Annotated in this window: 23 protein-coding genes; 11 read left to right on the top strand and 12 right to left on the bottom strand. The window is 72.8% G+C overall.

Features of this window, described 5'->3' with window-relative positions; genetic code table 11:
* Window positions 1-275: 275 nt before the first annotated feature.
* The 4 genes from ACFWN3_RS10315 to ACFWN3_RS10300 form a co-directional block, all read right to left on the bottom strand.
* Window positions 276-3,602 carry a LamG-like jellyroll fold domain-containing protein gene (locus ACFWN3_RS10315; RefSeq protein WP_377639250.1) on the bottom strand — a complete coding sequence of 1,109 codons (3,327 nt, stop codon included), beginning with the start codon at window positions 3,600-3,602 and terminating at the stop codon, window positions 276-278.
* Window positions 3,603-3,732: 130 nt separating this feature from the next.
* Window positions 3,733-4,320, bottom strand: a complete 588-nt coding sequence (locus ACFWN3_RS10310) for an OsmC family protein (RefSeq protein WP_377639248.1) — start codon at window positions 4,318-4,320, stop codon at window positions 3,733-3,735.
* Between the two features lie 75 nt (window positions 4,321-4,395).
* Window positions 4,396-5,601 carry an NAD(P)/FAD-dependent oxidoreductase gene (locus ACFWN3_RS10305; RefSeq protein ID WP_377639246.1) on the bottom strand — a complete coding sequence of 402 codons (1,206 nt, stop codon included), beginning with the start codon at window positions 5,599-5,601 and terminating at the stop codon, window positions 4,396-4,398.
* Window positions 5,602-5,641: 40 nt separating this feature from the next.
* Window positions 5,642-6,904 carry an alpha/beta fold hydrolase gene (locus ACFWN3_RS10300; protein WP_377639244.1) on the bottom strand — a complete coding sequence of 421 codons (1,263 nt, stop codon included), beginning with the start codon at window positions 6,902-6,904 and terminating at the stop codon, window positions 5,642-5,644.
* A gap of 195 nt (window positions 6,905-7,099) precedes the next feature.
* Between ACFWN3_RS10300 and ACFWN3_RS10295 the strand changes: the two genes are divergently transcribed.
* The 4 genes from ACFWN3_RS10295 (at window position 7,100) to ACFWN3_RS10280 (ending at window position 12,145) form a co-directional block, all read left to right on the top strand.
* On the top strand, window positions 7,100-7,888 hold the full coding sequence (locus ACFWN3_RS10295) for a hypothetical protein (protein ID WP_377639242.1): 789 nt from the start codon (window positions 7,100-7,102) through the stop codon (window positions 7,886-7,888).
* A gap of 30 nt (window positions 7,889-7,918) precedes the next feature.
* Complete coding sequence (locus ACFWN3_RS10290) at window positions 7,919-9,904, top strand: hypothetical protein (protein ID WP_377639240.1); 1,986 nt, start codon at window positions 7,919-7,921, stop codon at window positions 9,902-9,904.
* Between the two features lie 363 nt (window positions 9,905-10,267).
* Entirely contained in the window at window positions 10,268-11,680 is a 1,413-nt protein-coding gene (locus ACFWN3_RS10285) for a von Willebrand factor type A domain-containing protein (RefSeq protein WP_377639238.1), read from the top strand.
* Window positions 11,681-11,836: 156 nt separating this feature from the next.
* Entirely contained in the window at window positions 11,837-12,145 is a 309-nt protein-coding gene (locus ACFWN3_RS10280; protein ID WP_377639236.1) for a hypothetical protein, read from the top strand.
* A gap of 83 nt (window positions 12,146-12,228) precedes the next feature.
* Here ACFWN3_RS10280 and ACFWN3_RS10275 read toward each other — a convergent pair whose 3' ends face one another.
* Window positions 12,229-13,215, bottom strand: coding sequence for a hypothetical protein (locus tag ACFWN3_RS10275; RefSeq protein WP_377639234.1), 987 nt, complete (start codon window positions 13,213-13,215; stop codon window positions 12,229-12,231).
* A gap of 198 nt (window positions 13,216-13,413) precedes the next feature.
* Here ACFWN3_RS10275 and ACFWN3_RS10270 point away from each other — a divergent pair, with 198 nt between their 5' ends.
* Complete coding sequence (locus ACFWN3_RS10270) at window positions 13,414-13,932, top strand: peptidylprolyl isomerase (RefSeq protein WP_377639232.1); 519 nt, start codon at window positions 13,414-13,416, stop codon at window positions 13,930-13,932.
* Between the two features lie 42 nt (window positions 13,933-13,974).
* Window positions 13,975-14,880, top strand: coding sequence for a rhomboid family intramembrane serine protease (locus ACFWN3_RS10265; RefSeq protein WP_377639230.1), 906 nt, complete (start codon window positions 13,975-13,977; stop codon window positions 14,878-14,880).
* Between the two features lie 86 nt (window positions 14,881-14,966).
* On the opposite strand, the gene ACFWN3_RS10260 is transcribed toward ACFWN3_RS10265, so the two are convergent.
* Entirely contained in the window at window positions 14,967-15,218 is a 252-nt protein-coding gene (locus ACFWN3_RS10260) for a cell division protein CrgA (RefSeq protein WP_377639228.1), read from the bottom strand.
* Window positions 15,219-15,288: 70 nt separating this feature from the next.
* Here ACFWN3_RS10260 and ACFWN3_RS10255 point away from each other — a divergent pair, with 70 nt between their 5' ends.
* From ACFWN3_RS10255 to ACFWN3_RS10240, 4 genes are read left to right on the top strand one after another with little or no spacing between them, the layout of a single operon-like run.
* Window positions 15,289-16,044 carry a DUF881 domain-containing protein gene (locus ACFWN3_RS10255; RefSeq protein WP_377639226.1) on the top strand — a complete coding sequence of 252 codons (756 nt, stop codon included), beginning with the start codon at window positions 15,289-15,291 and terminating at the stop codon, window positions 16,042-16,044.
* A gap of 7 nt (window positions 16,045-16,051) precedes the next feature.
* A complete protein-coding gene (locus ACFWN3_RS10250) occupies window positions 16,052-16,738 on the top strand; it encodes a class E sortase (RefSeq protein ID WP_377639224.1) in 687 nt (228 codons plus the stop codon).
* 1 nt (window position 16,739) lies between these two features.
* Window positions 16,740-16,931, top strand: a complete 192-nt coding sequence (locus ACFWN3_RS10245; RefSeq protein ID WP_377639222.1) for a hypothetical protein — start codon at window positions 16,740-16,742, stop codon at window positions 16,929-16,931.
* Window positions 16,928-17,584 carry an aminodeoxychorismate/anthranilate synthase component II gene (locus tag ACFWN3_RS10240; protein ID WP_377639220.1) on the top strand — a complete coding sequence of 219 codons (657 nt, stop codon included), beginning with the start codon at window positions 16,928-16,930 and terminating at the stop codon, window positions 17,582-17,584. Before ACFWN3_RS10245 ends, ACFWN3_RS10240 begins: the two co-directional genes overlap by 4 nt.
* A 426-nt stretch (window positions 17,585-18,010) precedes the next feature.
* On the opposite strand, the gene pknB is transcribed toward ACFWN3_RS10240, so the two are convergent.
* The 6 genes from pknB to ACFWN3_RS10210 form a co-directional block, all read right to left on the bottom strand.
* On the bottom strand, window positions 18,011-19,879 hold the full coding sequence (pknB, locus tag ACFWN3_RS10235) for a Stk1 family PASTA domain-containing Ser/Thr kinase (protein WP_377639218.1): 1,869 nt from the start codon (window positions 19,877-19,879) through the stop codon (window positions 18,011-18,013).
* Between the two features lie 75 nt (window positions 19,880-19,954).
* Window positions 19,955-21,409, bottom strand: a complete 1,455-nt coding sequence (locus ACFWN3_RS10230) for a peptidoglycan D,D-transpeptidase FtsI family protein (RefSeq protein WP_377639216.1) — start codon at window positions 21,407-21,409, stop codon at window positions 19,955-19,957.
* On the bottom strand, window positions 21,406-22,785 hold the full coding sequence (locus tag ACFWN3_RS10225) for an FtsW/RodA/SpoVE family cell cycle protein (RefSeq protein ID WP_377645575.1): 1,380 nt from the start codon (window positions 22,783-22,785) through the stop codon (window positions 21,406-21,408). The genes ACFWN3_RS10230 and ACFWN3_RS10225 overlap by 4 nt, the downstream gene beginning before the upstream one ends.
* Window positions 22,782-24,224 (bottom strand): PP2C family protein-serine/threonine phosphatase, encoded by a 1,443-nt coding sequence (locus ACFWN3_RS10220; protein ID WP_377639214.1) that lies wholly within the window; start codon window positions 24,222-24,224, stop codon window positions 22,782-22,784. Before ACFWN3_RS10220 ends, ACFWN3_RS10225 begins: the two co-directional genes overlap by 4 nt.
* Window positions 24,225-24,227: 3 nt before the next feature.
* A complete protein-coding gene (locus ACFWN3_RS10215) occupies window positions 24,228-24,722 on the bottom strand; it encodes an FHA domain-containing protein (protein WP_377645573.1) in 495 nt (164 codons plus the stop codon).
* Window positions 24,723-24,729: 7 nt separating this feature from the next.
* A complete protein-coding gene (locus ACFWN3_RS10210; RefSeq protein ID WP_377639212.1) occupies window positions 24,730-25,611 on the bottom strand; it encodes an FhaA domain-containing protein in 882 nt (293 codons plus the stop codon).
* A gap of 101 nt (window positions 25,612-25,712) precedes the next feature.
* Here ACFWN3_RS10210 and ACFWN3_RS10205 point away from each other — a divergent pair, with 101 nt between their 5' ends.
* Window positions 25,713-26,696 (top strand): pirin family protein, encoded by a 984-nt coding sequence (locus ACFWN3_RS10205; protein WP_377639211.1) that lies wholly within the window; start codon window positions 25,713-25,715, stop codon window positions 26,694-26,696.
* The last annotated feature ends 36 nt before the right edge of the window (window positions 26,697-26,732 follow it).

Here is a 26,732-nt window from a genome sequence, read left to right as displayed (position 1 = left end):
GGAGAACTGGGGAGCGCCTGGTCGTGGGGTCGTGGCCGGCACCCGGAGTGGTGAACCACGCCCAGGGAGGTTGCGTTGTTGAGGGCATGTCCGCCCCGTCGTAGGGGCAAGAGGTCACGCTTGGCATTCCGGTTCGTACCTCAGAGAAGTACTGCAGTGAGGTTCGAAACGGGCGTGATCGGGTACCCCACTACGCCCCTCCCCGTGCTCAATAGCCCTCTCGCGGAACCCGTTCGGGGATTTTGCAAGCACGGGGTCGATGACCGGCTCGCGGGTCAGGGGGTGGTGGCGGCGAAGTTCTGGACCTGGAGGGTGACGGGGCCGTTCGTGGCGGCGCCGCCCATGTAGCTGTAGAAACCGACGGCCCCAGGAGCCTGCAGGGCAGCCGTGGTGTCCGCAGCAGTCAACGACCACCCGGCCGGCTCGCTCGCACCGTTGAGCCAGATCTTGGCCCGCACGGTCGTCGTCCCGTTGCCCACGGCCTGAAGCCGCAGGTTGATGGTGTCGGCGGCCGTCATGACGAACCCGGGCACCACCTGCGAGGCCAGCACCGTCTCGGCACCGCTGATCGTCCGCACGAGGTCGAGCGACGTCGACGAGACCCCGGGCCGGATCTTCACCCGGTAGTCCGACGTCCCGATCCGGCGGGCGACCATCGAGGTGTAGATCGTCGTCGTCGCCGGCTTGTCGAAGCGCACCGCCGCGAGCAGGTCGACGTCCTGAGCCGACACGCCGTTGAGGTACGCCGACGGACCGGATCCGGCCGCCATCGACAGGTTCCCCACGCCACCGGACACCGAGAACGAACCCGCCGACGTGTGCGTCCACGCCCCGCCGACGTCCGCCGACCCCCAGCCTCCGGCGCCGACGGTCCGGCTGAACGCGTCCGACGCCAGCACCCCAGCGGGCGGTGGTGTCGACACCGTCACCGACCGCGTCGTCGTCGCCGTCGCGCCATCGTTGTCGGTGACGGTGAGCGTCACCGTGTACGTGCCGGCCGCCGCGTAGGTCCGCGAAGCGGTCACGCCCGACCCCGTCGAGCCGTCCCCGAAGTTCCACGCGTAGCCCGTGATCGACCCGTCGGGGTCGCTCGAGGCCGAGGCGTTCACCGACGCCGTGAGGCCCGAGGTCGACGTCGTGAAGGAGGCCGACGGCGCCTGGTTGCCGCCACCACCGACCCCGGTGGACCCGAGCACGTACTGAGCCTGGATCTGGGCCGCGGTCAGCGCGGACGGGTAGATCGCGATCTCGTCGACCGAGCCGATGAAGTTGCGCGTCGGGGGCGTCGACGGCCAGCCGCCGAGGTTGTCGCCACCGAGGCGCCAGTAGCCGAGGTAGGACTCGCCCGCGGTGGTGTCGGCCCGCGAGCCGACGAGCACGCCGTCGACGTAGAGCCGCATCCCCGCCGAGCTCATGGTCGCGGTCACCTGGTGCCACTGGTTGTTGTTGTACGCGGCGGCGCTGTTGACGGTGCGCACCTGGTTGTTCTGCGCGCGCACCCCGAAGAAGATCCGCCCCGAGCCGTCCATGTAGATGTGGCGGTCGCGGTGCCCGGAGTTGCCGTTCTGGAGGTCGCCGAAGCCGAGCAGGCGCCCTCCGCGCTTGTTCGTCGCGAGCCCGCCGGAGGTCCGGATCCACAGCTGCGCCGTGAAGGTGTCGGGAGCGGTCTCGGTGCCCCACTGGCAGCCGGCGGTCAGGGCGCAGTTGCCCGCGAACACCCGGCTCCAGTCGTTGTCGGTGAGGGCCGCGGCGCTGTCGCCGTTCACGATGGCGCCCGACTGGCCCCACGTGACGCCGGTGTCGGCGCGACCGTCGGTGACGCCGACCAAGGGCCCGCTCGAGGAGGACGCGGCGCGGTCGTTGACCGTCGTGCCGGACGACTCGTTCATCGGCCAGTAGATGCGGGCGCCGCTGTTGCGCACCGACGTGGCGTAGGTGTTCGTGCCCGGCGCGGACGCGGGGACCGAGACCGAGGCGCTGTTCCCGAACACCTGGTTGCCGTCGGAGTCGCTGACGACGAGCTGGTAGCTGTGGGTGCCGTTCGGCAGCCCCGAGTCGACGAAGCCCAGCGTGGGCAGCGTCCACCAGTTCGAGGCCGCCGTCGTCGTGTGGACCGTGCTGCCGTTGCGCGTCACCCGGTAGGTGAGCACCCGGCTGTCGCGGTCGAAGCCCGCCGGCCAGCTGACCCGCACGGCGGTGGCAGACGCCGGCACGAGCCGCGGCACGATGGCGCCGCCGACGAAGCGCGGTCCCTCTCTGGCCGGCGCGATCGGCCGGACGGCGAACCGGACGAGGCCCTGCTGGCCCACGCCGTTCACCGAGGGGAACTCGCCGCCGAAGACGACGTAGCTGCTGTTGCCGGTGACGTTCCAGCCGGCCTGGTACTGACCGGTGTAGCTGCCCATCGACATGTCGGGCAGCCAGTTGACCAGCGAGGGCCCGGGCTCGACGCCTGCCGGCGGGGTGCCGAGGTGCCAGTTCGGGTAGCCGTGGACGTCGTTGAGGATCTCGCTGGCGGCCGGGTTCACGGTGTCCGTCCACGCCTGGGCGTGCTGGAACTTCCACTGGGAGTACTGCGGGAAGCCGCCGCCCATGTTGCCGCAGTAGTGGGCGTGCCCGGCCACGTAGACGACCCCGTTGGCCATGTAGCTCGAATACGTGTCGCCGTGGCAGTCGGTGACCCACTCCACGTCGGTGGCGTCGGTGTTGCTGTCGACCGGCGACTTGAAGGTGCCCTCGAGGTTGCCGCCGGGTCCGAAGTGCCACGACGTCCCGTAGACGAAGTTGCCCTGGACCCGGAGGCTGCCGATTCCGGCGTCGGGCCCGGCGTTGCGCACCGACGGGCGCCAGGTCGTGTCCAGCGCGCCCGTGGTGGCGTTGATCTTCGCGACCCCGTAGGCGGACGTGCCCCCGACGGTCTGGAACTGCCCGCCCGCGAACACCGCGGCGCCGTCGCCGGAGACGGCGATCGCCCACACCGCGGCGTTCGCGCTCGGGTTCCAGGGGAGGACTGCGCCGTCGGAGGCGCGGTAGGCGACGAGGTTGTTGCGCAGCGTGCCGTTGCCGAGGCCGGCGAAGCCTCCGCCGACGTAGACGCTGTCGTTCGTCGCGATGACGGCGCGCGCCTGCGAGTTCGGACCGCTCGGGTTCCACGGGAGGAGGGCGCCGGTGGCGGTGCTGTAGGCGGCGACGCGGCGGCGGGCCTCCCCGTTGGCCGACGTGAAGTCGCCGGCGACGTAGATGCGCGAGCCGTCGGGCGACGCCGCGACCGAGAGGACCTGGCCGTTGAGGTTCGGGACGAACGACGTGATGAGGTTGCCGGTCGTGAGGTCGTAGGCGAGGAGGTTGTTGCGCGTCGTGAGGTTGGTCCCCGGTGCGGCACCCGCCGGCCGGGCGTTGGCGAAGCTCCCACCGGCGTACACGGTGTTGCCGACGATGGCCTGCGACCACACCACACCGTTGATCTGGACCGTCGGCAGCCGGTCGGCGGTCACGGCGGTGGCGGTGGGCTGGACGACGGGTCCGGGTGCGGCGACGGCGGCCGGCGGCCCGACGGCGACCAGCGCCGAGGCGGCGAGCACCAGGGTGGCCCCCCCGGCCACGAGCGATCGACGGCGTCGTGAAGTCTTCGACACGATAGGCCCCCCTGCGGGCGTAGTGACGGATGCCCAAGGTCCCGCCGTCGGGGCCCGGATGTCAAGAGCACGGCCGGGCCCCGGGCTCGGTGGGTGCTCAGGCGACCTCCACCTCGATGTCGACGGGGACCCCGTTGGTGATGACGTCGTACACCGCCGAGCGCTGCCGGGACTGCTCGACGACGGAGCGCAGGACCTCCTCCGGGGCGTCGCCCCTGACGACGAACCGGACGCTCACCTGCTGGTAGCCGTTGCGCACCGGCTGGAGGCCCAGGATGCCGTTGAGGTCGATGTCGCCGGTCACCGTCGACCGCACCTCGGTGAGCGTCACGCCCCGCGCGGCGGCGATGTTGGCCATCCCGGCCGTGAGGCAGGCGGCCAAGGAGTGCAGGACGAACTCGATGGGCGTCACCCCGCGGTCCTGGCCGACGAGGACGGCCGGGTGGTCGGCGTCGAAGACGAACTCGCGCTCGTGCGCGCGCTCCTCGCCCACCCCGAAGAAGTCGGAGATCGTCGAGCGGCTGTGCGTCCCGTGCTGCCACTCGTTGTGGGCGCGGAACTGGAACTGGGCGGCGGCCGGCAGCGCCTTGACGGCGTCGAGGGTGGCGAAGAGCGTCGCCGTGTCGACGCCGTTGCGGTTCGTGTCGTTGTTCGTGTCGCTGCGGCTGGTGGTGTCGGTGCTCATGGCGGTTCCTCTCGGTGGTGGTGCCGGACGGTCCGGCGGGTCCTCGGGTCTGAGGTCGTGGGGTGGGCGGCGAGGTCAGGCGACGGCCGCCTGCACCCGGGAGGGTCGCGCCGCGAGCTCCCCCGCCTGCTCGTCGATGACGACCGCGAGCTGCCGCTGCAGCTCGACGAAGCGCTCGGGGGCGGGGAAGGTGCCGAGCTCGCACGTGAGGTCGAGGACGGGCAGCGCCATCCGCTCGCGCTCGCGGGAGTACGCGGCGAGCGCCGCGGCCTCCTCCCCCGGGTCCCGCAGGGCGGCATCGAGGGCGTTCGCCAGGAGCTCGGCATCGCGGAAGGCGTCGCTGATCCCGTACCCGGTGATGGCGTCGCGGTGGTAGCCGGCGTCGCCGACCAGGGCCCATCCCGGGCCCGACGCCCGGCGGAGGTGGTTCGGCATCCGCAGCATCCCGCGCACCGGCGAGGTCTGCGCGGCTCCCTCCACGCGGTCGGCCAGGCGCGGTGCCAGCAGCCGGAGCAGGCTGGTGAGGACGGCGTCACGGGGGACGGAGCGCTGGTGCCGGCGCGCGACGTCCTCGGACGTGCAGACCCACACGCAGGCCTCGCCGCCGTGGGTCGGGAACACCCCGGAGAGGGCGCCGTGGCCGACGTGGTACTCGATGGCCGACCACGGGCCGGCGAGGTAGGCGTAGAGCGAGGCCCCCGACGTCGGACGCTCGAGGGTCAGGGGTGCCCCGACCGCACGGGCGATCCGCGACCCGAGGCCGTCCGCCCCGACGACGTAGCGCGCGAGCACGCGCACCGGGCCCGACGCATCGTGCCCGTAGACCCCGACGACGCGACCGGTGCCGTCCCGCAGGACCCCCTCGACGCCCACCCCGGTCTCGATCCGGGCCCCCGAGCGCAGCGCGGCGTCCTGGAGGATCCCGTCGAGGACGATGCGCCGCGGTGCGAGCAGGTGGTCGACCCCGTGCTTGTCCCTGATGGTCCGGGCGACGACCTCGGCCCCCGTGTCGATCTCGACGTCGGTGACCCGCGGCGCCCCGGACGCGTGCAGCGCGTCGAGCAGTCCCCACCGGTTCAGCTGGACCATCCCCGTGCGGGCGATGACGTGCGTGGAGACGGTGTCGCTGGGGAACGGAGCCCGGTCGAGGACGAGGGCGTCGTGGCCGACGTCGGCGAGCAGCATGGCCGTCGCGGCCCCGGCGCAGCGGGCCCCGACGACGACGACCTCGGCCTGCCACGTCCGTTCGGTCGCGGGACGGGTTACTGGGGTGTGCTCCACGGTGTCCTCCTCGATTGGCGAGGGGGCAACCGTGCTCCCGCTAGGCCTCCGAGGTCGTGGACCCCTCGTGGACCGCAGGTGGACCGGTCGTGGACTCGTCCTCGGCAAGGAACGCCTCGAGCTCGGTGAGCAGGTGCTCCCACGCCGGCTCGTCCTGCCGGAGCAGGTGGTTGCGCGAGTCGAGCGGCACGAGCCGGCTCCCCGCGATGAGGGAGGCGAGTGCCACCCCCTGCTCGAAGGGGATCCGCAGGTCGTCGCGGGCGTGGAGGATCAGGGTCGGCACGTCGAGGGAGCGCGCCGCCTCCGAGACGTCCATGTCGAGGCACGCGTCGAACAGGCGCAGGGCGTTCTCGGCCGAGGCGGTGCGCCGCATCAGCTCGGCGAAGTCGGTCCACAGCTCGGGGTCGGCGTCGGGCATGAAGACCGACGAGAAGTAGAGGCGGAACGAGTGCTCGTCACGGCCCCACCCGAGGCGGATCAGCTCGCGCTGCATCTCGAACTCGCGTGCGTGCTCCGGCGTGTAGGAGCGCGCCCGGCGTCCCTTCACGAACGCGCCGACGAGGACGAGGCGGCTGACCCGCTCGGGGTGGCGGCGGGCGTACTCGATGGCGACCGGCCCGCCCTGCGACAGCCCCATGAGGGGAAACCGCTCGAGGCCGAGGTCGTCGACGACCGCCTCGAGGTCGCGCACGAACGACTCGAGCGAGACGTCGTAGGGGTCGTGGTCGGACAGCCCGCACCCGCGCTCGTCGTACCGGATGAGCGTGTGGTGGCGGGACAGGCCCTCCATCCAGTGCTGCCACACGGGGCTGGCCCACTCGTAGTCGAGGTGGGTGATCCAGTGGGCCGCCCGCACGAGCGGCGGCCCCTCGCCGACGGTCGCGTACGCCAGGCGCTCGCCATCGGGGGTGCGGCAGAACCGGATCCGCTGTTCGAGCCGGCGCTTCGGGAGCTCGGCCACCGGGGCCGACGACCCCCCGGCCGGCTCGGCGGCGGAGATCTTGACGTCGGCCACCCAGCGGTAGCCACGGCCGTGCACCGTCTTGATGACGGTCTGCCCGATGCCGTCGTCGCCCACCACCCGCCGCGCCGCCTTGATCCGGCTCGTCAGGGTCGAGTCGCTGACGAAGCGGTCGCCCCACACGGTGTCGAGCAGCTCGGTCTTCGGCACCACCCGCGACCGGTTGGCCACGAGGTGGCTGAGCACGTCGAAGACCTGGGGCTGGACGTGCTGTGGCTCCCCGCCGCGCTCCAGGAGGTACCGATCGGTGTCGAGGACGACGTCCCCGAACGCGTACCGCATCGCTCCATGGTGGCAGGGACCGTCCCGCAGGGACACCGCGAGCCGATGACGACCGCGCGCCGCGCGCGCCGACCCCGCGCAGGGACCGCGTCCGGCCCGCGCCGGCGCCACCGCCGCCCCGTGCGACCGGGGCCGGCCCTTGACGGGCTCGTTAGGTTCTGACCAGGAGTCGGATGTGCAGGGACGGAGGACTCCATGGGTCGACGCGCAGGGGTCGTCGCCGTCATCGGGGCGGTCGTCGTCGTGGGTGCCCTCTCGGCGTGCGCGCAGGAGGGTGCCGAGGCGGCACTGACCGTCCCCACCGGGGCCGCCCCGAAGGCCCGGGCCACCACGCCGCCCACCGCCGCGGAGGCCACCGCCCCCACCCTGGGGCGCGGAACCGCACCACTGGCGGCCGGGACGTACCGGGTCGACCTCGCCGCCCTCGACGAGAGCGGCGCGAGCACCCACCCGCCCTTCCTCGTCACCGTGCCCGACGGCTGGACCTCGCGAGGGGGCTCGGTGCTCGGCCCGAAGGACTCGACGCTGGCGGTCGCCTTCTGGGACGTCGAGGCCGTCTTCACCGACCCGTGTCGGTGGATGGGGACGGACGTCGAGCCGGGACCGGGCGTCGACGACCTGGTCCACCTCCTCGTGACGATCCCCTCCCGCGGGCAGAGCGCGCCCCGGCCCGTCGAGGTCGGGGGCCGCAGCGGCCGGTACCTCGAGTGGAGCGTCCCGACCGACCTGCGGATGACGGCCACGGGCCAGGCGCCGGCGTGCGACGAGGACGCCAACGGCAACCACCCCTACAAGAGCTGGACCGGGAAGGGCTGGGCCGGAACGCGGTTCCAGCAGGGGCCGGGACAGCTCGACCAGCTGTGGATCCTCGACGTCGGCGACGAACGCCTCGTCATCGACGCGATGTCGATGCCGGAGAACACGATGGAGGAGCTCGCCACCCTCACCGAGGTCGTCGAGTCGATCCGCTTCCTCGACGAGTGAGGAGGCGCGTGCGCCCCTAGGGTGGCGCGGGTGACGGTTGCGCCGCGGGTCCGGCTGGTCCTCGCCAGCGCGCTCATGCTCTTCGTCGAGCTGGCCCTCATCCGGTGGACGGCGTCGAACAACCTCTACCTGACCCACCTGACGAACTTCGTGCTCCTCGCGAGCTTCCTCGGCATCGGCCTGGGCTTCCTGCGCGGCACCCGCGGCCGCGACCTCTTCGCGCTGGCGCCGGTCCTGCTCGGCGCGCTCGTCGCGTTCGTCCTCGCCTTCCCGGTCCGCACCGGCACGACGACCGGCGGCCGCTGGCAGCTCGTCGGCTCCCTCGGCATGGGCCCGCTCCCGCGCCCGGTGTCGCTCGCGGTCATCTTCCTCCTCACCGTGGCGGCGCTCGGGTTCGTCGCGCAGGAGGTCGCCCGCACCTTCTCGACCTTCCCGCCGCTCGAGGCCTACCGCCTCGACATCGGCGGGTCGCTCCTCGGCATCGTCACCTTCGCGGGCCTGTCCTTCCTCCGGATGCCGCCGCTGGCCTGGGCGCTCGTCTCGGCGGCGGTCTTCGTCCTCCTGCTCGGCACGCGGGTGCGCTCGTGGCGCTGGCTGCCGGCCGCCGGCATCGCGCTCACGGTGGTCGTCCTCGGGCTCGAGTCGTTCGTCGGCCCGTACCAGTGGTCGCCGTACTACAAGATCCGCACGGGCAGCGCGGCCGGCGGCAACGTGCGCGTCGAGGTCAACAACACCCCGCTGCAGACCTCGATGTCGGTGGAGCAGGCGAGGACGAACTCCCCCTTCTACTTCTTCCCCTACACCTACGCCGGGAGCCGCGACGACGTCCTCGTCATCGGCGCCGGGACCGGCAACGACGTCGCGGTCGCGCTGAGCCAGGGCGCGAAGCACGTCGACGCCGTCGAGATCGACCCGGCGCTCGTGCAGATCGGGCGCGACCGCCACCCCGACCGGCCGTACGACGACCCGAGGGTCACCCTCCACGTCGACGACGGCCGCGCCTTCATGGAGCGGGCCACCCGACGCTACGACCTCGTCCTGTTCGCGCTCCCCGACTCGGCGACGATCGTCACGGGGCAGTCGGCGCTGCGGCTGGAGAACTACCTCTTCACCACCCAGGCCCTCGACCGCGCGCGCTCGCTCCTCGACACCGGCGGCACGTTCGCGATGTACAACTACTACGAGCCCTGGCTGCTCGACCGCTACGCCAACACGATCCGCACGGTCTACGGGACGGCGCCGTGCGTCCAGCTGGGCCCCACCCAGGGGCAGCGCCAGCAGGCCGTGCTGACCCTGCGCGACGACGCCTCGACCGGTGGGTGCACGACGACCTGGACGCCGCGGGTCGGCGAGCTCGAGCCCTCGGTCGACGACCGGCCGTTCCCCTACCTCGGGAGCCGGACCATCCCGCCGTTCTACCTCGTGATGCTCGGGCTGGTCCTCCTCACCTCGCTCGTCCTCGTCCGCTGGGTCGGCGGGCCGCTGCGGCAGATGCGCCCGTACACCGACCTGTTCTTCATGGGCGTCGCCTTCCTCCTGCTCGAGACGAAGAACGTCGTGCAGTTCGCCCTCCTCTTCGGCACGACCTGGGCGGTCAACGCCGCCGTGTTCACCGGGGTGCTCCTCAGCGTCCTCGCGGCGATCGAGGTCGCCCGACGGGTGACGATCAGGAAGCCGCTGTGGCTGTACGCCGGTCTGCTCGCGGCCCTCGCGCTCGCCTGGGTCGTGCCGGGCGACCTCCTCCTCGACCTCTCCCCCGTCCCCCGGTTCGCGGTGGGGGTGACGATCGCCTTCCTCCCGATCTTCCTCGCCAACCTCCTGTTCGCCGTGCGCTTCAAGGACTCCGCGTCCTCGACGACGGCCTTCGGGGCCAACCTCCTCGGGGCGATGGTCGGCGGCGCGCTCGAGTACCTCGCCCTCATCCTCGGGTTCAACGCGCTGCTCGTCGTCGTGGCACTCTGCTACGGCCTCGCGCTGCTCACGGGTCGACGGCACCTCCTCCCGGCGCGCGCCTGACGCGCCCCGCCGAAAGGTCACGGGACGGCACCTTCGCGGTCACGGCCCGGACACGACGGGGGTCCTCCGGCAACGAAGCGACACCGGTCCGGTCACGACCCGGTAACCACCGCGGTGCCGGGGAACCGATCGCCCTGGCGTCCGTCCCACCGGGAACGCAACGACGCCACCTGAGGGGACACGATGAGGACCACACCACGCCGCCGGGCCGCCGCCATCGCCGCCTCCGCACTCGTCCTCGCACTCGCAGTCACCGGCTGCGGCGGCTCGGGCGACGACGCCGGCGACACCCGCAGGGGCAGCAACGGATCAGGAACATCGAACGGGGACAGCGGAAGTCGTGGGAACGGTGCCACCGAGCCGATGCCGGTGCAGCCCGGGCCGAACACCGACTCGGGGACCGGGACCAACCCCGACGGCTGGCCCGCGCCGCCCGAGGACGACGACAGCCCTCGCGGCGAGTCGATGACCGACCCGCGCACCGACGCCCGGTCCACCTTCGCGCTCGACGTCGACACCGGCTCGTACACGCGCTTCCGCGACGCGCTCGCGCAGGGGCACGGGGTCCCGAGGGACGAGGTCCGCACCGAGGAGTTCGTCAACTACTTCCGCCAGGACTACGAGACGCCCTCCGACGGGCTCGACGTCAGCATCGACGCCGCGGTCCTGCCCTTCCGCCCGAGCCACCGCATCGTGCGAGTGGGCATCGCCAGCGCCGAGGTCTCCGACGAGGACCGCCGTGACGCGGACCTGGTCCTCGTCGTCGACTGCTCCGGCTCGATGCGCCAGGCCGGGAAGATGGAGACGACCAAGGCGGCGCTGCGCACCCTCGTGGGCTCCCTGCGGCGGACCGACCGGGTCGCCATCGTCTGCTACTCGAGCCGGGCCCGGGTCGCCCTCGACCCCACCCCGGTGGCCGAGCGCGAGAGCGTGCTCGCCGCCATCGACGAGCTCGAGCCGCAGAGCTCGACGAACGCGGCGGAGGGCCTCGCCCTCGGGTACGACCTCGCGGGCGAGATGCGCGGGGACGACGACCGGATGACGCGCGTCGTCCTCGTCAGCGACGGCGTCGCGAACGTCGGCGAGACCGACGCCGGTGGCATCCTCGAGCGGATGAGCAGCCGCGCCCGGGACGGCATCAGCCTCATCTCGGTCGGCGTCGGCATCACGACGTACGACGACGAGCTCCTCGAGCAGCTCGCCGACCGCGGTGACGGCTGGCACGTCTACGTCGACGGGCAGGAGGAGGCCGAGCGGGTCTTCGCCACCGGCCTGACGAGCTCGCTCGTCGTCGCCGGCCGCGACGCCAAGGCCCAGGTCGAGTTCGACCCCGGGCAGGTCGCCGGCTACCGCCTCATCGGCTACGAGAACCGGATGGTCTCCGACCGCGACTTCCGCAACGACGCGGTCGACGGCGGTGAGGTCTTCGCCGGCCGCACGACGACCGCCCTCTACGAGGTCGAGATGCGCCGCGGCGCCGGTCGGGACGCCTTCGTGCGGGCCACGGTTCGCTACCTCGACGAGGACGGCGAGCCGGTGGAACGGCGCCGGCACCTCGCCGACGTCGAGTGCGCCGCCGAGCTCGAGGAGACCTCGCCCCGGCTGCGCCAGGACGTCGTCATCGCGATGCTCACCGACCACCTCGTCGGGGGTCCCTGGTCGCAGTGGGTCGGTCCCGACGTCCTGCGCGAGGAGGCCGAGGCCCTCCCCGAGCTGCTCGACGGCGACCCAGACGTCGCCCAGCTCGTCGAGCTCGTCCAGCGCGCGACGGCCTGACCCCGCCGCCGCCGGACGGGGTCCGCGCTGGTCAACCGCCTGAGGACGTCCTGATCGACGTAGTCACTTCGGGTCATGGCGTCGGCCTCGGTGACCGCCCTAGGCTCGCGGGCGCCAACTCCCGCAGGGGATCCACGCAGTTGTGAAGGAGTGCCCATGTCCGTACGCCGCATTGCCGCCGTCGCGCTGACCGGTGGTGTCCTCGCCGTCATCGGGGCGTCACCCGCCTCGGCCGGAGAGGTCAACGGGAACGGTGACGAGCTGCCCCTCAAGGGCAGGTCGATCTGCAAGTTCTCGGGACTCAACGACGAGATCACCCCCGACGAGCCGACCCGCACGCAGTCGTTCGGGACCTTCCTCGTCCTCATCAAGAAGTCGGCCGGGCTCAGGCCGGGCGACGTCCGCGGCGCGATCCTCCCGTCGCCGGGTGACGCGTGCAACCCGACGAAGGGCTTCGAGGAGTGAGGTGACCCCCGCCTGACACGACGGCGGCCGACCATCCGCAGGGGAGTGGCCGGCCGCCGTTCGTGTGGCGCGAGTGCGCCGGGTCAGGACTTGTCGTTCGTCCCGGCGTCGAGGTTCGGGGTCGACAGGTCCGCGCCCTCGGAGGTGCCCGAGGTCGAGGGGGCGCCGTCACCGGAGACGTCGGAGGGCTCCCACGTCGCGGAGCCGTCGTCGGTGGTGTCGCCCGAGGTGGCCTCGTCAACCTTCGCGGCCGCGGCACCCTTGGCGGACGACGCCTTCGCGGAGGCGGTGGCCTTGGCGTCGGAGGCCTTCTCGGCCACGGCGTCCTTGGCCTCGACGGCCTTGTCCTTCAGCTCGCCGGCCTTGTCGGCCGCGGCGACCTTGACCTCGGCGGCCTTCTCCTTCGCCGCCTCCTTGAGGTCGGTGACCTTCTGCTGGGTGCTGGAGGTCGCCGGCGGGGTGTACGGCGAGGCGGTCGCCCACGGGTCGGGGCGCTCGTTGCTCTTGCGCCACGCGTAGACGGCGGCACCGGCGGCGATGGCGCCGAGCATGAGGATCCACTTGCCCTTGCCACCGGACTGCTTCGCCACGGCGTCGCCCTTGAGGACGGCGTAGGCGTCGGGGGCCCGGTCGGCGGCCTCGACGGCCTGCTCCTTGGCCGCCGCGGCCCCGGCGGCGATCGCCGCGAGGGCGCTGGCCACCTTGGGGACGATGTCCTCGACGAAGGTCTCCTTGGCGTGCTCGACCTTCGGCGCCAGGGTGTCGGCGGCGTCGGCGGCCTTGTCGCGGGCGGTGTCGGCGTAGTCGCGGGCCAGGCCGGCGTAGTCGTGCGCCTTGCCCCGCGCCGAGTCGGCGGCGTCGCGGGCGCTGCCGGCGTAGTCGTGGGCGCGGTCCTTGGCGGTGCCGTACTGGTCGGCGGCGCTGCTCGACAGGTCGGCGGCCCTGCCCTTCAGGTCGGCGGCGCGGTCGGCGGCCTTGTCTGCGGCGTCCTTCGCGGACGAGCTGGCGCGGTCGGCGGCGTCGGCGACGGCGTCACGGGCCTGGTCGGTCCGGCTCTTGGTTCGGAACACGTGTCCTCCTGGGAGTGGGACTTCTTCCTTACCCCCATCCTGCCCTGTCAGCCCTGCTCATCGCGATTCCGCGTCAGGTCGATGGCGGGCACGCGGTCCCGTGGCCTGCGAGGGGACCACGCCGGGGGTCGGGCCGGCGGCCGCCCGGCCCTGACGGCGCCCATGGAACGGTCAGGCACGCGTGAGAGGATCGAGGACATGAAGGCAACCCTCCACACCAACCACGGTCCCATCGTCGTCGACCTCTTCCCCAACGAGGCACCGAAGACGGTCGCGAACTTCACCGGCCTCGCCACGGGCGAGAAGACCTACAAGGACGACGCCGGTCGCACCAACCCCACGAAGTACTACGACGGCCTGGTCTTCCACCGCATCATCCCCGGCTTCATGATCCAGGGCGGCTGCCCGCTGGGCCGCGGCATGGGCGGCCCGGGCTACGACTTCGACGACGAGATCCACCCCGACAAGCAGTTCGACCGTCCCTACCTGCTCGCCATGGCCAACGCCGGCAAGCGCGGGGGCAAGGGCACGAACGGCTCGCAGTTCTTCATCACCGTCGGCGCCACCACCTGGCTCAACGGCAAGCACACGATCTTCGGTGAGGTCGCCGACGGCCCCAGCCGTGAGGTCGTCGACGCCATCGCCGGCGTCCGCACGGGTGCGCAGGACAAGCCGCTCGACGACGTCGTCATCGAGCGCGTCGAGATCGAGGCCTGAGCACCCGCTCCGGCCTGGGGCGCGGGCAGAGAGCGAGATGACGTGACCGAGCAGCCGGCGACGCCGGACGCCGTCGAGCAGATCCCCGTCTGCCCGCGCCACCCCGACCGCGAGTCGTACGTGCGCTGCCAGCGGTGCCGCCGGCCCACGTGCCCCGAGTGCCAGCGGCCGGCAGCGGTCGGCATCCAGTGCGTCGACTGTGTCGCCGAGGGCCGCAAGTCGGTCCGCCAGGCCCGCACGGTCTTCGGCGGGACGGTCACCGACGGCCGGCCCGTGGTGACGATGTCGATCATCGGCATCTGCGTCGCGGTCTTCCTCGCCCAGATGGTCCTGCCGAACCTCACCTCCGACGTCGCCTTCGTCCCCGCGCTGGGGACGAGCGAGCCGTGGCGCTTCCTCACCTCGGCGTTCGCGCACAGCCAGAGCCTGTTCCTCCACATCGCGTTCAACATGTACGCGCTGTGGGTCATGGGGACCTACCTCGAGCCGCTCGTCGGCCGGGCCCGGTTCGCGGCGACCTACCTGTTGAGCGCGCTCGGCGGCTCGGTCGTCTACCTCCTGCTGGCGCCGCCGCAGAGCTACGCCGACGCGCTGGCCGTCGGCCCGACCGCGTGGTGGACCCCCGCGGTCGGGGCGTCGGGTGCCGTCTTCGGGCTGTTCGGGGCGTTCCTCGTCCTCCAGCGCCGGCTGGGCCGGTCGGCGGCGGGGATGTACGTCGTCATCGGCGTCAACGCCGTCATCGGGTTCGTCATCCCGGGCATCGCCTGGCAGGCGCACCTGGGCGGGCTCCTCACCGGCGCGGCGTGCGCGGCGGCGGTCGGCTACCTCGGGCGCGCCCGCAGCCTCGTGGACCGCGGCAGCCCGCGGCTGCACTGGGCCGGGCTCGCGGGGGTGCTCGTCGTCCTCGTCGTGCTGACGGCGGTGAAGTACGCGCTCGCCCCCGCCTGACGGCTGGGGGTTACACGGCTGTCATTCATCCCCAGTGTGGACAACCCCTGTGGACAACCGGGGGTCGGGGAGGACCGGGCCGGGCGTCAGCGCCAGCGGGTCGTCATGAGGAAGCCGGCCATCATGAAGCCGAAGCCGACGCCGAGGTTCCAGCGGCCGAGCTGGGGCACGGGGTACTGGTTGACGCCGGAGATGTAGAAGGTCACGACCCACAGCAGGCCGACGACCATGAGGCCGAGCATGAGGGGGAGGAACCAGCGGGCGTTGGGCCCCTGGGCCTTCGGCGCCGTGCGCGGCGGGGTGAAGCTGGGCTTGGAACGACCCTTGGACTCGGGCACGGACTGTCTCCTCGTGGCGTTGATGGTTTGGCCTAGCGTAGAGGTTCGAGCCGGAGAGGAGGTGGTCGCGGTGGCCGGGACGCATGCGGGCAGGGTCGACCGACCCTCGCCGTGGCCGTGGCTGGTGCCCGTCGTGGCGCTCGTCGCCGGTGCCCTCTTCGCCTCGAGCGTGCGGGCGGCGCAGGGTCAGGACATCCGTCCCGACCAGGCGATGCTCCCCGACCTCATCCGCTCCCAGAACCGTACGAACGAGCAGCGCTCGGCCGAGGTCGACCGCCTCCAGGCCGAGGTCGACGACACCACCGCCGCCCTGGCCCCCGGCGACCTCGACACCCAGCGGCTCGAGCGGCAGGCCAACGAGCTGGCCCCCGTCGCCGGGCGCACCGAGGTGCAGGGGCCGAGCCTGCGGGTCGAGCTCCACGACGCCCGCCTGCCCAACGGCGAGGTGCCCGACGGCGCCGACCCCGACGACTACGTCATCCACCAGCAGGACGTGCAGGCCGTCGTCAACGCCCTGTGGGCCGGGGGCGCCGAGGCGATGATGCTCCAGGACCAGCGGGTCATCTCCACGAGCGCGGTCCGTTGCGTCGGCAACACGCTGATCCTCCAGGGGCGGGTCTACTCCCCGCCCTACGTCATCACCGCGCTCGGAGACCGCGACCGGCTGCGGGAGGCGCTGCGCACCGACGCCGAGGTCGAGAACCTGCGGCAGTGGTCGCTGGCCGTCGGCCTCGGCTACGACGTCACGACGCTGCCCGACGACACCCGGTACCCCGCGTACATCGGCTCGATCGTCCCTGCCCACGCCGCCGTCCCCGCGACGTGACCGCCTGATGCTGCGCCGCGTCATCGGCTGGACCGGGGAGGTCCTGCTGACCCTGGGGGCCCTCCTCCTGCTGTTCGTCGCGTGGCAGCTGTGGTGGACCGACGTCGTCGCCAACCGCGACCAGGCCGGGATCGTCGCGACGCTCGAGGACGACTTCGCGCGCGAGCGCACGCCCGCTCCCGTCGGAGCCGACGGCATCCCCGAGGCCATCGGGGAGGACGGGGCCTTCGCCATCGTGCGGATCCCCCGCTTCGGCGAGGACTACGCGCGCCCCGTCATCGAGGGGACCGGGCGGCCGGTCCTCGCGCTCGGGGTGGGGCACTACGTCGGCACGGCCGGCCCGGGCCAGGTGGGCAACTTCGCCGTCGCCGGGCACCGCACGACGTACGGGCGGCCCTTCCACGACGTCGACCGCCTGCGCGACGGCGACCGGGTGGTCGTCGAGACCGCGGCGACGGTCTACGTCTACGAGGTGACCTCGCGCGACGTCGTCCGGCCGCGCGACGTGGGCGTCATCGCGCCGGTGCCCGACGCGCCGGGGGCCGCGCCCACCGAGGCGCTGCTGACGATGACGTCGTGCCACCCCAAGTACGCGGCGACCGAGCGCTTCGTCGTCCACGGCCGCCTCGCCGCGACGATCCCGCGCGCCCAGTGGCAGCCCGACCGCTGGCTCACGACCCCCGCGGAGGCCTGACGTGTACGCCGCGCTCTGGCGCCTGCTCCCGGGACCCCGCTGGCTCAAGGTCGCGGAGTGTCTCGTGCTGCTCCTGCTCGTCGTGTGGCTGCTCTTCACGCTCGTGTTCCCCGCCGCGAGCCCGTACCTGCCGTTCACGGACAACACCGTCGGTGCGGCGCCGACCCCCGGCAGGGCACCATGGAGCGCATGACCCGCGTCCTCGTCGTCGACAACTACGACAGCTTCGTCTTCACGATCGTCGGCTACCTCGAGCAGCTCGGCGCGCAGTGCGAGGTCGTGCGCAACGACGCGGTGTCCCCGGCCGACGCGGCCGAGTTCGACGGCGTCCTCGTCTCCCCCGGCCCCGGCACCCCCGAGGAGGCCGGCGTCTCGATGGCGATGATCGAGGCGTGCGCCGAGCGGGTCCAGCCGATGCTCGGCGTGTGCCTGGGCCACCAGGCGCTCGGCGTCGTCATGGGTGCCACGGTCGGGCGGGCCCCCGAGCTCCTCCACGGCAAGACCTCGCAGGTGCACCACGACGCGACGGGCGTCCTCGAGGGCGTGCCCTCCCCGTTCACCGCGACCCGCTACCACTCGCTGACCATCGAGCCCGCGACGCTGCCCGACGAGCTCGTCCCCAACGGACGCACCGAGTCGGGGATCGTCATGGCGGTGCGGCACGCGACCCTGCCGCTGCACGGGGTGCAGTTCCACCCCGAGTCGGTGCTCACCCACGGAGGCCACCGGATGCTCGCCAACTGGCTGCGGACCTGCGGGATGGACGACGCCGTCGAGCGGTCGGTGGGCCTGAGCCCCCTCGTCCACGACGCGGCGGGCGTCGCCCGCATCGTCGCCTCCGGCTGACCGGAGGCCCGGCGTCCCTCCCGTGACCTGTCGGTCGATGTGGGTACGCCTCGGGGGTGGGCGCTGGGACAAGACCGTCCTATTAGGTCGATGTTGCCCCACGGAGGCGTCCCCGCCGTGACCTATTGGTCGATGTGGGTACGGTCCCGGGGTGGGCGATGGGTCAAGATCGCCCTAGTGGTCGATGGTGACCCGCGGGCGGTGCCGTACCTGCCGTGACCTATTGGTCGATGTGGGCACGCCCCCGGGGGTGGGTGGGCGCCGGGACAAGTTCGCCCTGTTGGTCGATGGTGACCCACGGTGGGGCTGTACCTGCCGTGACCTATTGGTCGAGGTGGGTACGGCCCCGGGGGTGGGCGCTGGGACAAGATCGCCCTGTTGGTCGATGTTGACCCACGGTGTGACCTGTCGGGCGATGGTGACGGGCTAAGGGAGGCTCGGGGTCGGGGTCGGGGTCGGGGTGGGACCCGGGTCGGTCGGGGTCTCCGAGGGCGTCGGGGTGGGCGTCGGCGTCGGGGTGGGCGCGGGCTTCTTCGCGACGACGATCGTCACCGTCCTGCCGATGTCGAGCGTGCCGTCGGACGGGTCCTGCTCGATGACCTGGTCCTCCGGTACGCCGTCGGTCTCGCGCGTCACCGTCTTGTACTTCAGCCCGGCGCCCTGGATCGCCTGTTGTGCCTGGTCGCGGGTGCGCCCGACGACGTTGGGGACCTCCACCTTGCCGGTGCCGACCCGCAGGATGATCGTCGTGTCGAGCGCGACCGACGTCCCCCGCGAGGGGTTGGAGTCGATGACGACGTCCTTCTCGGTGTCGGGGTCGTTGACCTCCTCGGGCTCGCCGACCTTCAGCCCGAGGTCGGTGAGGAGGGCCCGCGCCTCGTCGAGGGTCTTGCCGCTGACGTCGGGCACGGTGACCGCGCTCGGCCCCGACGACACGACGAGCTGCACCCGGCTGCCCTCGGGCACCTGGGCGCCCTCGCCGGGGTCCTGCCGGATGACGTCGCCCTCCTCGACGGTGTCGCTCGTCTCGCGCACCACCTCGGAGGTCAGCTTGACCCGGGCGATCTTCGCCACGGCGCTCTGCTCGGGGTCGCCGACGACCCGCGGGACGCTGACCTGCACGGTCTCGGGCTCCCCGAGGTACTGGAAGAGCCCGAAGCCGAGGGCGCCGAGCGCCGCGAGGACGGCGATCGCGAGCAGCACCATGGCGGCCGGGCTCCGGCCGCGGTCGTCGTCGTCCGGGCGCCGCATACCGGGGAAGGTCTCGGTGTCGGTGCCGTGCCGGGCGTCGTAGGCGGGCACGGGCGTGGCGCTGTAGACGCTCGTGGGCTCCTCGCGCATCGAGGGGATCGCCTCGGTCGCGCCCGCGGCGAGGGCACCGCCGGCCGCGGCACCGGCGAGGGCCGCCGCGGTCCCCCGGGCGGCGTCGGAGATCGGGCGGCCGAGGCGCACGGCCGCGAGGTCGCTGCGGAACTCGTTGGCGCTCTGGTAGCGGGCGTCGCGCGGCTTGGCGAGGGCGTGGAGGACGACGGCGTCGACGTCCTCGGTGAGGTCCTCGGCCAGGCGCGACGGCGGGATGGGCGCCTCCCCCACGTGCTGGTAGGCGATGGACACCGGGCTGTCGCCGGTGAACGGGGCCCGGCCGGTCAGCAGCTCGAAGAGCATGCAGCCGGTGGAGTACAGGTCCGAGCGGGCGTCGACGGGCTGGCCCTGGGCCTGCTCGGGCGAGAGGTACTGGGCGGTGCCGATGACGGCCTGGGTCTGGGTCATCGTCGCGTTGGCGTCGGCCATCGCCCGGGCGATGCCGAAGTCCATCACCTTGACGGTGCCGTCGTCGGCGATCATGACGTTCGCGGGCTTGATGTCGCGGTGGACGATCCCGTTGCGGTGGCTGTAGGCGAGGGCGTCGAGGACGCCCTCGGTGACGCGGAACGCCTCGGTCGTCGGCAGCGAGCCGCGCTCGGTGAGGACCTCGCGCAGGGTCCGCCCGTCGACGTGCTCCATGACGATGAAGGGCACCTTGACCTCGGCGCCACCGCTCTCGGTGACCGAGTCCTCGCCGTGGTCGTAGACCGCGACGATGGAGGCGTGGTTGAGCCCGGCGGCCGACTGGGCCTCGCGGCGGAACCGGGAGATGAAGGTCTGGTCGCGGGCGAGGTCGCTGCGCAGCATCTTGATGGCGACCTGGCGCCCGAGGCGGGAGTCGAACCCCAGGTGCACCTCGGCCATCCCACCGCGCCCGAGGAGCTCACCCACCTCGTAGCGGCCCCCGAGCAGCATCGGGACGTCAGCCATGGAACGCACTCCTCATCGGGCCCGCGGGGCCCGTCATCGGTTCGGGCGCGCCGGGCGCCGTCGTGGTCGAAGGGGTCATCGGTCGAGCCTCGCCTCCATCATCGCCTTCGCGATCGGCGCGGCGACCCGGCCGCCACCGGCCTCGCTGCCGGCGACGCCGCCGTCCTCGGCGATGACCGCGACGGCGATCTGCGGGTCGTCGGCGGGGGCGAAGGAGATGAACCAGGCGTGGGCCTTGCGGTCGTCGCCGTGCTCGGCGGTGCCCGTCTTGCCGGCGACGCTGACGCCGGGGATCCGGGCCCGCTCGCCCGAGCCGTCCTCGACGACGGCGACCATCATCCGCTGCAGCTGGGCGGCGACGTCGGGGGTCACCGCCTGGGACAGCTCGGTGGGGTCGGTCTGCTCGATGACCGACAGGTCGGAGCCGATGACGGACTGGACGAGGTAGGGGTTCATGACGACGCCGTCGTTGCCGACGCCGGCGGCGACCATCGCCATCTGGAGCGGGGTGACCCGTACGTCGTACTGGCCGATCGAGGCGTACGCGAGCTGCGGCTGGTCCAGCTCGGCGGGGACCGAGCTCGGGGTGACCCGCATCGGCACGGCGATGGAGTCGCCGAAGCCGAACTTCGCGGCCTGCTCGCGCAGGGCGTCGGCGCCGATGTCCATCCCGACGCTCGCGAAGGCCGTGTTGCACGAGATCGCCAGCGCCCGCGTGAAGGAGACCCTGTCGCCCGGGCCGCAGGCGCCGTCGAAGGCGTTGGGCAGGGTGTTCGTCGTCTGCGGGAGGTCGAGCTCGGCCGGGCCGTCGAGCTCGGAGTCCTCGTCGTAGTCGCCGCTGGAGATGGCGGCCGCGGCCGTCACGACCTTGAAGACCGAGCCGGGCGGGTAGAGGTCGCCGCCGATGGCGCGGTTGAGCAGCGGGCGCGAGGCCTCGATGTTGAGCTGCTCGTAGTTCTTGCCCACCGCGGTGAGGTCGTGGCCCGCGACGTCGTTGGGGTCGAAGCTCGGCCGGCTCACCATCGCGAGGATCGCGCCGGTCTTCGGGTCGAGCGCGACGGCGGCGCCGCGGATGCCCTCCATCGCGTCCCAGGCCGCCTTCTGCACCGCGGGGTCGAGCGTCGTCTCGACGGTGGCCCCCTGCGCCCGGCGGCCGGTGAACAGGTCGGAGACGCGGCGGTAGAAGAGCTTGTCGCTCGAGCCCGAGAGGAACGCGTTCTCGGACTGCTCGAGGCCGCCGCTGGCCCCGAAGAAGGAGTAGTAGCCGGTGACGTGCGCGTACATCTCGGGCTCGTCGTAGACCCGCTGGAACTTGTACTCGTCGTCGCTGGGGACCGAGCGGGCCACGGGCTTCTGCCCGACGAGGATCTCGCCGCGCTCGCGGGCGTACGTCGACAGCAGCGTCCGGCGGTTGTCGGGCCGCGCGTTGAGCTCGGCCGCGAAGACGTACTGGATGAGCGTCGTCGAGACGAGCAGCGACGCGAAGAGGGCCGCGACGACGATCGAGAGCTTGCGCACCGGGGTGTTCACCGCAGCCTCACCACCTCGGTGCGCGCCTCCGCGACCGAGCTCGTCCCGACCTCGGGCAGCGGGCGCCGGGCGTGGTCGGAGATCCGCAGCAGGACCGCGACGAGGGCCCAGTTCGCGAGGAGGGAGGACCCGCCCGAGGACAGGAAGGGCATCGTCAGGCCGGTGAGCGGGATGACCCGGGTCACCCCGCCGACGACGACGAAGCACTGGAGCGCCACCGAGAACGACAGCCCGGCCGCGAGGAGCTTGCCGAAGCCGTCGCGGGTGCCGAGGGAGGTCCGCAGGCCGCGCTGCACGAGGAGCGCGTAGAGGACGAGGATCGCGAACAGGCCGATGAGGCCGATCTCCTCGCCGAAGCTCGGGATGATGAAGTCGGACTCGGCGAAGTACGTGAGGTCGGGGCGGCCCTTGCCGAGGCCCGTGCCGAACATCCCGCCGGACGCCATCCCCATGAGGCCGCGGGCCAGCTGGTCGGACACGCCCAGGGCCTGCGGGCTGAAGGTGTCGAGCCAGAGCAGGACGCGGGTCTGGACGTGGCCGAAGACGAGGTAGGCGACGTAGGCCCCCGCGACGAGCAGGCTCAGGCCGATGGCGATCCACGAGACCCGCTCGGTCGCGACGTAGAGCATCGCGACGAACAGGCCGAAGAAGAGCAGCGAGGAGCCGAGGTCGCGCTCGAAGATGAGCACCGCCAGGCTCGCGCCCCACGCGAGGAGGATCGGGCCGAGGTCGCGGGCCCGCGGCAGGGTGAGGCCGAGGATCTTGCGACCGGCGACCGAGAGGGCGTCGCGCGTCTGGACGAGGTAGCCGGCGAAGAACACCGCGAGCGAGAGCTTGGCGACCTCACCGGGCTGGAAGGAGAAGCCTCCCAACCGGATCCAGATCCGCGACCCGTTGACCGAGGTGCCGATGACGGGGAAGAGCGGCAGGAGGAGCAGGAGCAGGCCGATGGCCCCGGCGAGGTAGGTGTAGCGCCGCAGGATGCGGTGGTCGCGCACGAGGACGAGCACGCCGACGGCGATGGCGACGGCGAGGGCGCTCCACATCAGCTGCCGCAGCGCGACCCCCTCGGTGAGCGAGTCGCCCCTGGCGATGTCGAGCCGGTGGATCATCACCAGGCCCAGGCCGTTGAGGAGGGTGACGATCGGCAGCATCAGCGGGTCGGCGTACGAGGCCCGCCACCGCAGGACGAGGTGGAAGACGACCGACACCGCGAGGAAGCCGCCGCCGAGCGCGAGCAGCGACGGGGGGATCGACTCGCTCGTCGCCAGACCCATGTTGACGTAGGCGAGCAGGACGATCGAGACGGCGCCGACGAGCAGGAGGAGCTCGATGTTGCGCCCCTTGCGCGGGGTGTAGGACGACACGACGCTCATGACGTCACCGGCGCGGACGTGGTCGGGGGAAGTGGGGTCACGGGGGTGCGCGACCTCCCCGGCGTCGCGGACGTGGGCGCCGTCGAGCCGCTCGGGGAGGGGGAGGCCGACGGGGTGGCGGTCGGCGACGGGGTGGGGGTCGGGGTGGCCGTCGGCTGCGTCCACGACGACGGGACCGTCTGGCAGATCTCGCCGTTCGACCGCGACCAGCGGCACGCCTGGGCCTGCAGGCGCAGGTCGGAGACGCGGGCGTCGGCGTCGGAGCGGTCGGAGGCCTCGATGCCGCGCTCCAGGCTCTCCTGGTACGAGGGCGGCAGGTCGTCGACGGCGATCGTCGTCGCGTACTCCTCGCTGCTGAGCGCCACCGGGCCGAGGGTCTGGTCGACGCCGCGGTAGACCGAGACGACGCCGTCGCTGGCCGCGAGGTAGTACTGCTGCTGCGACCACGCGTACGCGGCGTAGGAGCCACCGGCGAGGACGACGCCGGCCACGACGAGGGCCGCGGCCAGGCGCAGGGCCAGCCCGCGCCGGGACCGGGGTCCCTCCTCGGCGAGGGTGACCCGGTCGTCGGGCTCGTCGTCGCCCGCCCCGGTCGCCTCCTTGGTGAGGGCGGCGGCCTTGGCGGCCGGGGTCAGCGGGATTGGCCTGGTGCCGCCGCGCCGGGCCGCGGCCGCCCCCACGACCTCGGGGACGGTGGACGGTGCCGTGGAGCGACCGGCGTCGACGATGTCGCCGACGACGACGGTGACGTTGTCGGGGGCGCCGGCGCGCAGGGCGAGGGCCACGAGCCGGTCGGCGCACTCGCCGGGGTCGGGGACCCCGAGGAGCACCTCGTCGATGGTGTCGCGGGCGACGTAGTCGGAGAGCCCGTCGGAGCAGATGAGGTAGCGGTCGCCGATCCGGCCCTGGCGCACGACGAGGTCGGGCTCGTCGTGCGCGTCGCCGGTGAGGACGCGGGTGACGAGGGAGCGCTGCGGGTGGGTCTGGGCCTCCTGCTGGGTGATCCGTCCCTCGTCGACGAGGTTCTGGACGAAGGAGTGGTCCTTGGTGATCTGGGTGACCTGGCCCTCGCGCACGAGGAAGGCCCGCGAGTCGCCGATGTGGGCGAGGACGACCTTGTCGTGCGAGCGGAGCAGGGCGATGAGCGTGGTGCCCATGCCGTCGAGGCTGGAGTCGTGGCGGATCTGGTCGCCGAGCTCGGTGTTGGCGGCGTGGATGCGGTCGAGGAGGGCCTGGCTGACCTCGCGCCCGCTGATGGCGTCGTCGTCGAGCTCGACGAGGGAGGCGATGACGGTGGAGGACGCGACGTCACCGCCCGCGTGCCCGCCCATCCCGTCGGCCATCGCGAGGAGACGAGGACCGGCGTAGCCCGAGTCCTCGTTGTTGGAGCGGACCATCCCGACGTCGGAACGGGCGGCGTAGTGGAACGCGAAGGGCATGAACTACCTCTGGAGCTCGAGGGCGGTCTGGCCGATGCGCAGCACACTGCCGACGGCCACCTCCCTGGGCTCGGTGAGGCGGGTGGACCCGAGGAACGTGCCGTTGGTGGAGCGGAGGTCCTCGACCCTCCACGTGCCGTCGTCGTCCTGGAAGATCCGGGCGTGCCGACCGGAGGCGTAGTCGTCGTCGAGGACGAGCGCGCACTCGGGGCTGCGGCCGATGAGGGTGCCCGCGGGGCGCAGGGGCAGCGTCGTGCCCGACAGCGGGCCGGCCGTGACGACGAGCCGGGTGGGGCCCTTGGCGCGCGACTTGCGCTCTGCGCGAGAGGGTCTCGGCGTCACCGGCCGCTTGGCCGGCTCCTTGCCCGGGCCGGCGGTGCGGCGCTTGACGCGGGTGCCGTACAGGTCGCCGCGCAGGACGCCGACGACCGCGAAGACGAACACCCAGAGCAGGACGAGGAGTCCCAGCCGCATGACGGTGAGGGTGAGCTCGCTCAGCACGCGCTCACCTCCGCCCGGCCCGGAACGTGATGGACGTGCGGCCCACGGTGACGCGGTCGCCGTCGTGGAGGTGCTCGCTCGTGATCCGCTCGCCGTTGACGAAGGTGCCGTTCGTCGAGCCGAGGTCGCGCACGGTCGTCACGGTGTGGGGGCCGTCGGTGGTCACCCGCAGCTCGCTGTGCCGGCGGGAGATGCCCGGGTCGTCGAGGATGATGTCGGCGGCGTCGTCGCGGCCCAGGATCGTGATGGCGCCCATGAGCGGGTAGCGCTCGCCGTCGACGTCGAGCCACGGGCGCTCGGCGGCGTTCGGACGGCGGGGCTGCGGGGGGCGGGGGGCCTTGGGGTGCCGCGCGGTGGCGTCGACGTCGTCGCGGGCCGGGGGAGGGCTGGAGGCGGGACCGCTCGGAGGGACCGGGGGTGCCGCGGGGGCGGGCGCGGCCGGCACGGCCGACGGGGAGCCGTCGTCGGCGGGGCGGCGGAGGGCGCGCTCCTGGCCGGTGTGGCCGGTGGCCCGGGGGCGGCTGGCCTTCGAGGGGCGGATCCGGAAGACGCCGGTCTCGAGGTCGTCGTGCTCCTCGAAGACGATGTCGATGGGCCCCGCCGGGGTGTACCGCTGCCCCTCGCAGTGCTCCTCGGCGGCCGCGACGAGGTCCATCTCGACGTGGGCGATGTCGGGGTGCAGGCGGTCGTAGTCGCCCGGCGAGAGCTCGATGGTGAACACGTTCGGCACGATCGCCCGGCCGGAGGAGGTGACGGCGCGGTCGTCCATCGCCCGCCGGATGTTGCTCGCGATCTCGACGGGGTGCACGGCGGAGCGCAGGTGCTTGGCGAAGGTGCCCTGGACGGCACGCTCGAGCCCCGCCTCGAGGCGGTCGAACAGACCCATGGCAGCTCCTCCCTCGCGTGGTTCGGGTCGACGGACGGTCTCCCCAGCCTATCCGTGACGGCTGGGCAGACCCTGAACGGCACGGCCCGTACCGTGAGGGGATGAACGTGGGTCTGCAGGTGATCGTGCCCCGTGACGTGCCGCTCGGCGGCCCCCGGGCGATGACGGTGCGGCGCACCCTGCCCGCCAAGGAGCGCTCCTTCGTCGGCGCCTGGTGCTTCGTCGACCACTACGGTCCCGACGACGTCTCGGCCACCGGCGGGATGGACGTCGCGCCGCACCCGCACTGCGGGCTGGCCACCGTGTCGTGGCTGTTCAGCGGGGAGGTCGAGCACCGCGACTCCCTCGGCACGGTCGCGATGGTGCGGCCCGGGGAGGTCAACCTCATGACGGCGGGCCGGGGCATCTCGCACTCGGAGGTGTCGACGCCGGGGACGACCGTGCTCCACGGGGCGCAGCTGTGGCTCGTGCTGCCGGCCGCGTCCGCCGACGTCGACCCGCGCTTCGAGCACCACGTCCCGCCGGTCGTCGACGTCGGGGAGGGCGCGCGCGCCCAGGTGTTCGTCGGGTCGCTGTGGGGGTCGACGTCGCCCGTGGTGGTGGAGTCGCCGCTCGTCGGGGCCGAGGTCGTCCTCGAGCCCGGGGCGGCCGTGTCGGTGCCCGTGCCGCGGGGCTTCGAGACGGCGGTCCTCGTCGACTCGGGGGCGGTGACCCTCGACGGCACCGACGTCGCGCGGGCCGAGCTCGTCGTCGCCCCCGCCCGCGACCACGACGGGTCGGTGCTCCTGGCCGCCGGCCCGCAGGGCGCCCGCGTCCTCGTCCTCGGCGGGGAGCCGCTCGGCGAGGAGGTCGTCATGTGGTGGAACTTCATCGGCCGCAGCCACGAGGAGGTCGTCGCGGCCCGCGAGGCGTGGGAGGCGGGGGCCGCGGCCGCGCAGGCCGCGCGGTTCGGCCGCGTCGAGGGCTACGAGGGTGAGGTCGAGCGGATCCCCGCGCCCGCGATCCCGGGGGTCCGGCTCAGGCCCCGGGGCAACCGGGAGGGGCGGTCCGGGTTCGCCGGGGCCGAGGCCCCGCCGATGTCCTGAGGGCGCCGCCCGGGTCGGCCGGGACGCGCTTTTGTC

Origin of the sequence: Oryzobacter terrae (genome assembly GCF_042756445.1) — a bacterium.
Lineage (GTDB): Bacteria > Actinomycetota > Actinomycetes > Actinomycetales > Dermatophilaceae > Oryzobacter > Oryzobacter terrae.
Note: the sequence above shows the minus strand (reverse complement) of the source record. Positions and strands in the feature narration are given on the sequence as shown.

Bases quoted from the DNA above. Each gene is read 5' to 3' on its own strand.
- ACFWN3_RS10310 (WP_377639248.1), bottom strand. From the start codon at position 4,320: ATGAGCACCGACACCACCAGCCGCAGCGACACGAACAACGACACGAAC.
- pknB (WP_377639218.1), bottom strand. From the start codon at position 19,879: ATGGCTGACGTCCCGATGCTGCTCGGGGGCCGCTACGAGGTGGGTGAG.
- ACFWN3_RS10285 (WP_377639238.1), top strand. From the start codon at position 10,268: ATGCCGGTGCAGCCCGGGCCGAACACCGACTCGGGGACCGGGACCAAC.
- ACFWN3_RS10250 (WP_377639224.1), top strand. From the start codon at position 16,052: ATGCTGCGCCGCGTCATCGGCTGGACCGGGGAGGTCCTGCTGACCCTG.
- ACFWN3_RS10225 (WP_377645575.1), bottom strand. From the start codon at position 22,785: ATGAGCGTCGTGTCGTCCTACACCCCGCGCAAGGGGCGCAACATCGAG.
- ACFWN3_RS10280 (WP_377639236.1), top strand. From the start codon at position 11,837: ATGTCCGTACGCCGCATTGCCGCCGTCGCGCTGACCGGTGGTGTCCTC.
- ACFWN3_RS10270 (WP_377639232.1), top strand. From the start codon at position 13,414: ATGAAGGCAACCCTCCACACCAACCACGGTCCCATCGTCGTCGACCTC.
- ACFWN3_RS10295 (WP_377639242.1), top strand. From the start codon at position 7,100: ATGGGTCGACGCGCAGGGGTCGTCGCCGTCATCGGGGCGGTCGTCGTC.
- ACFWN3_RS10220 (WP_377639214.1), bottom strand. From the start codon at position 24,224: ATGCCCTTCGCGTTCCACTACGCCGCCCGTTCCGACGTCGGGATGGTC.
- ACFWN3_RS10240 (WP_377639220.1), top strand. From the start codon at position 16,928: ATGACCCGCGTCCTCGTCGTCGACAACTACGACAGCTTCGTCTTCACG.
- ACFWN3_RS10205 (WP_377639211.1), top strand. From the start codon at position 25,713: ATGAACGTGGGTCTGCAGGTGATCGTGCCCCGTGACGTGCCGCTCGGC.
- ACFWN3_RS10300 (WP_377639244.1), bottom strand. From the start codon at position 6,904: ATGCGGTACGCGTTCGGGGACGTCGTCCTCGACACCGATCGGTACCTC.
- ACFWN3_RS10210 (WP_377639212.1), bottom strand. From the start codon at position 25,611: ATGGGTCTGTTCGACCGCCTCGAGGCGGGGCTCGAGCGTGCCGTCCAG.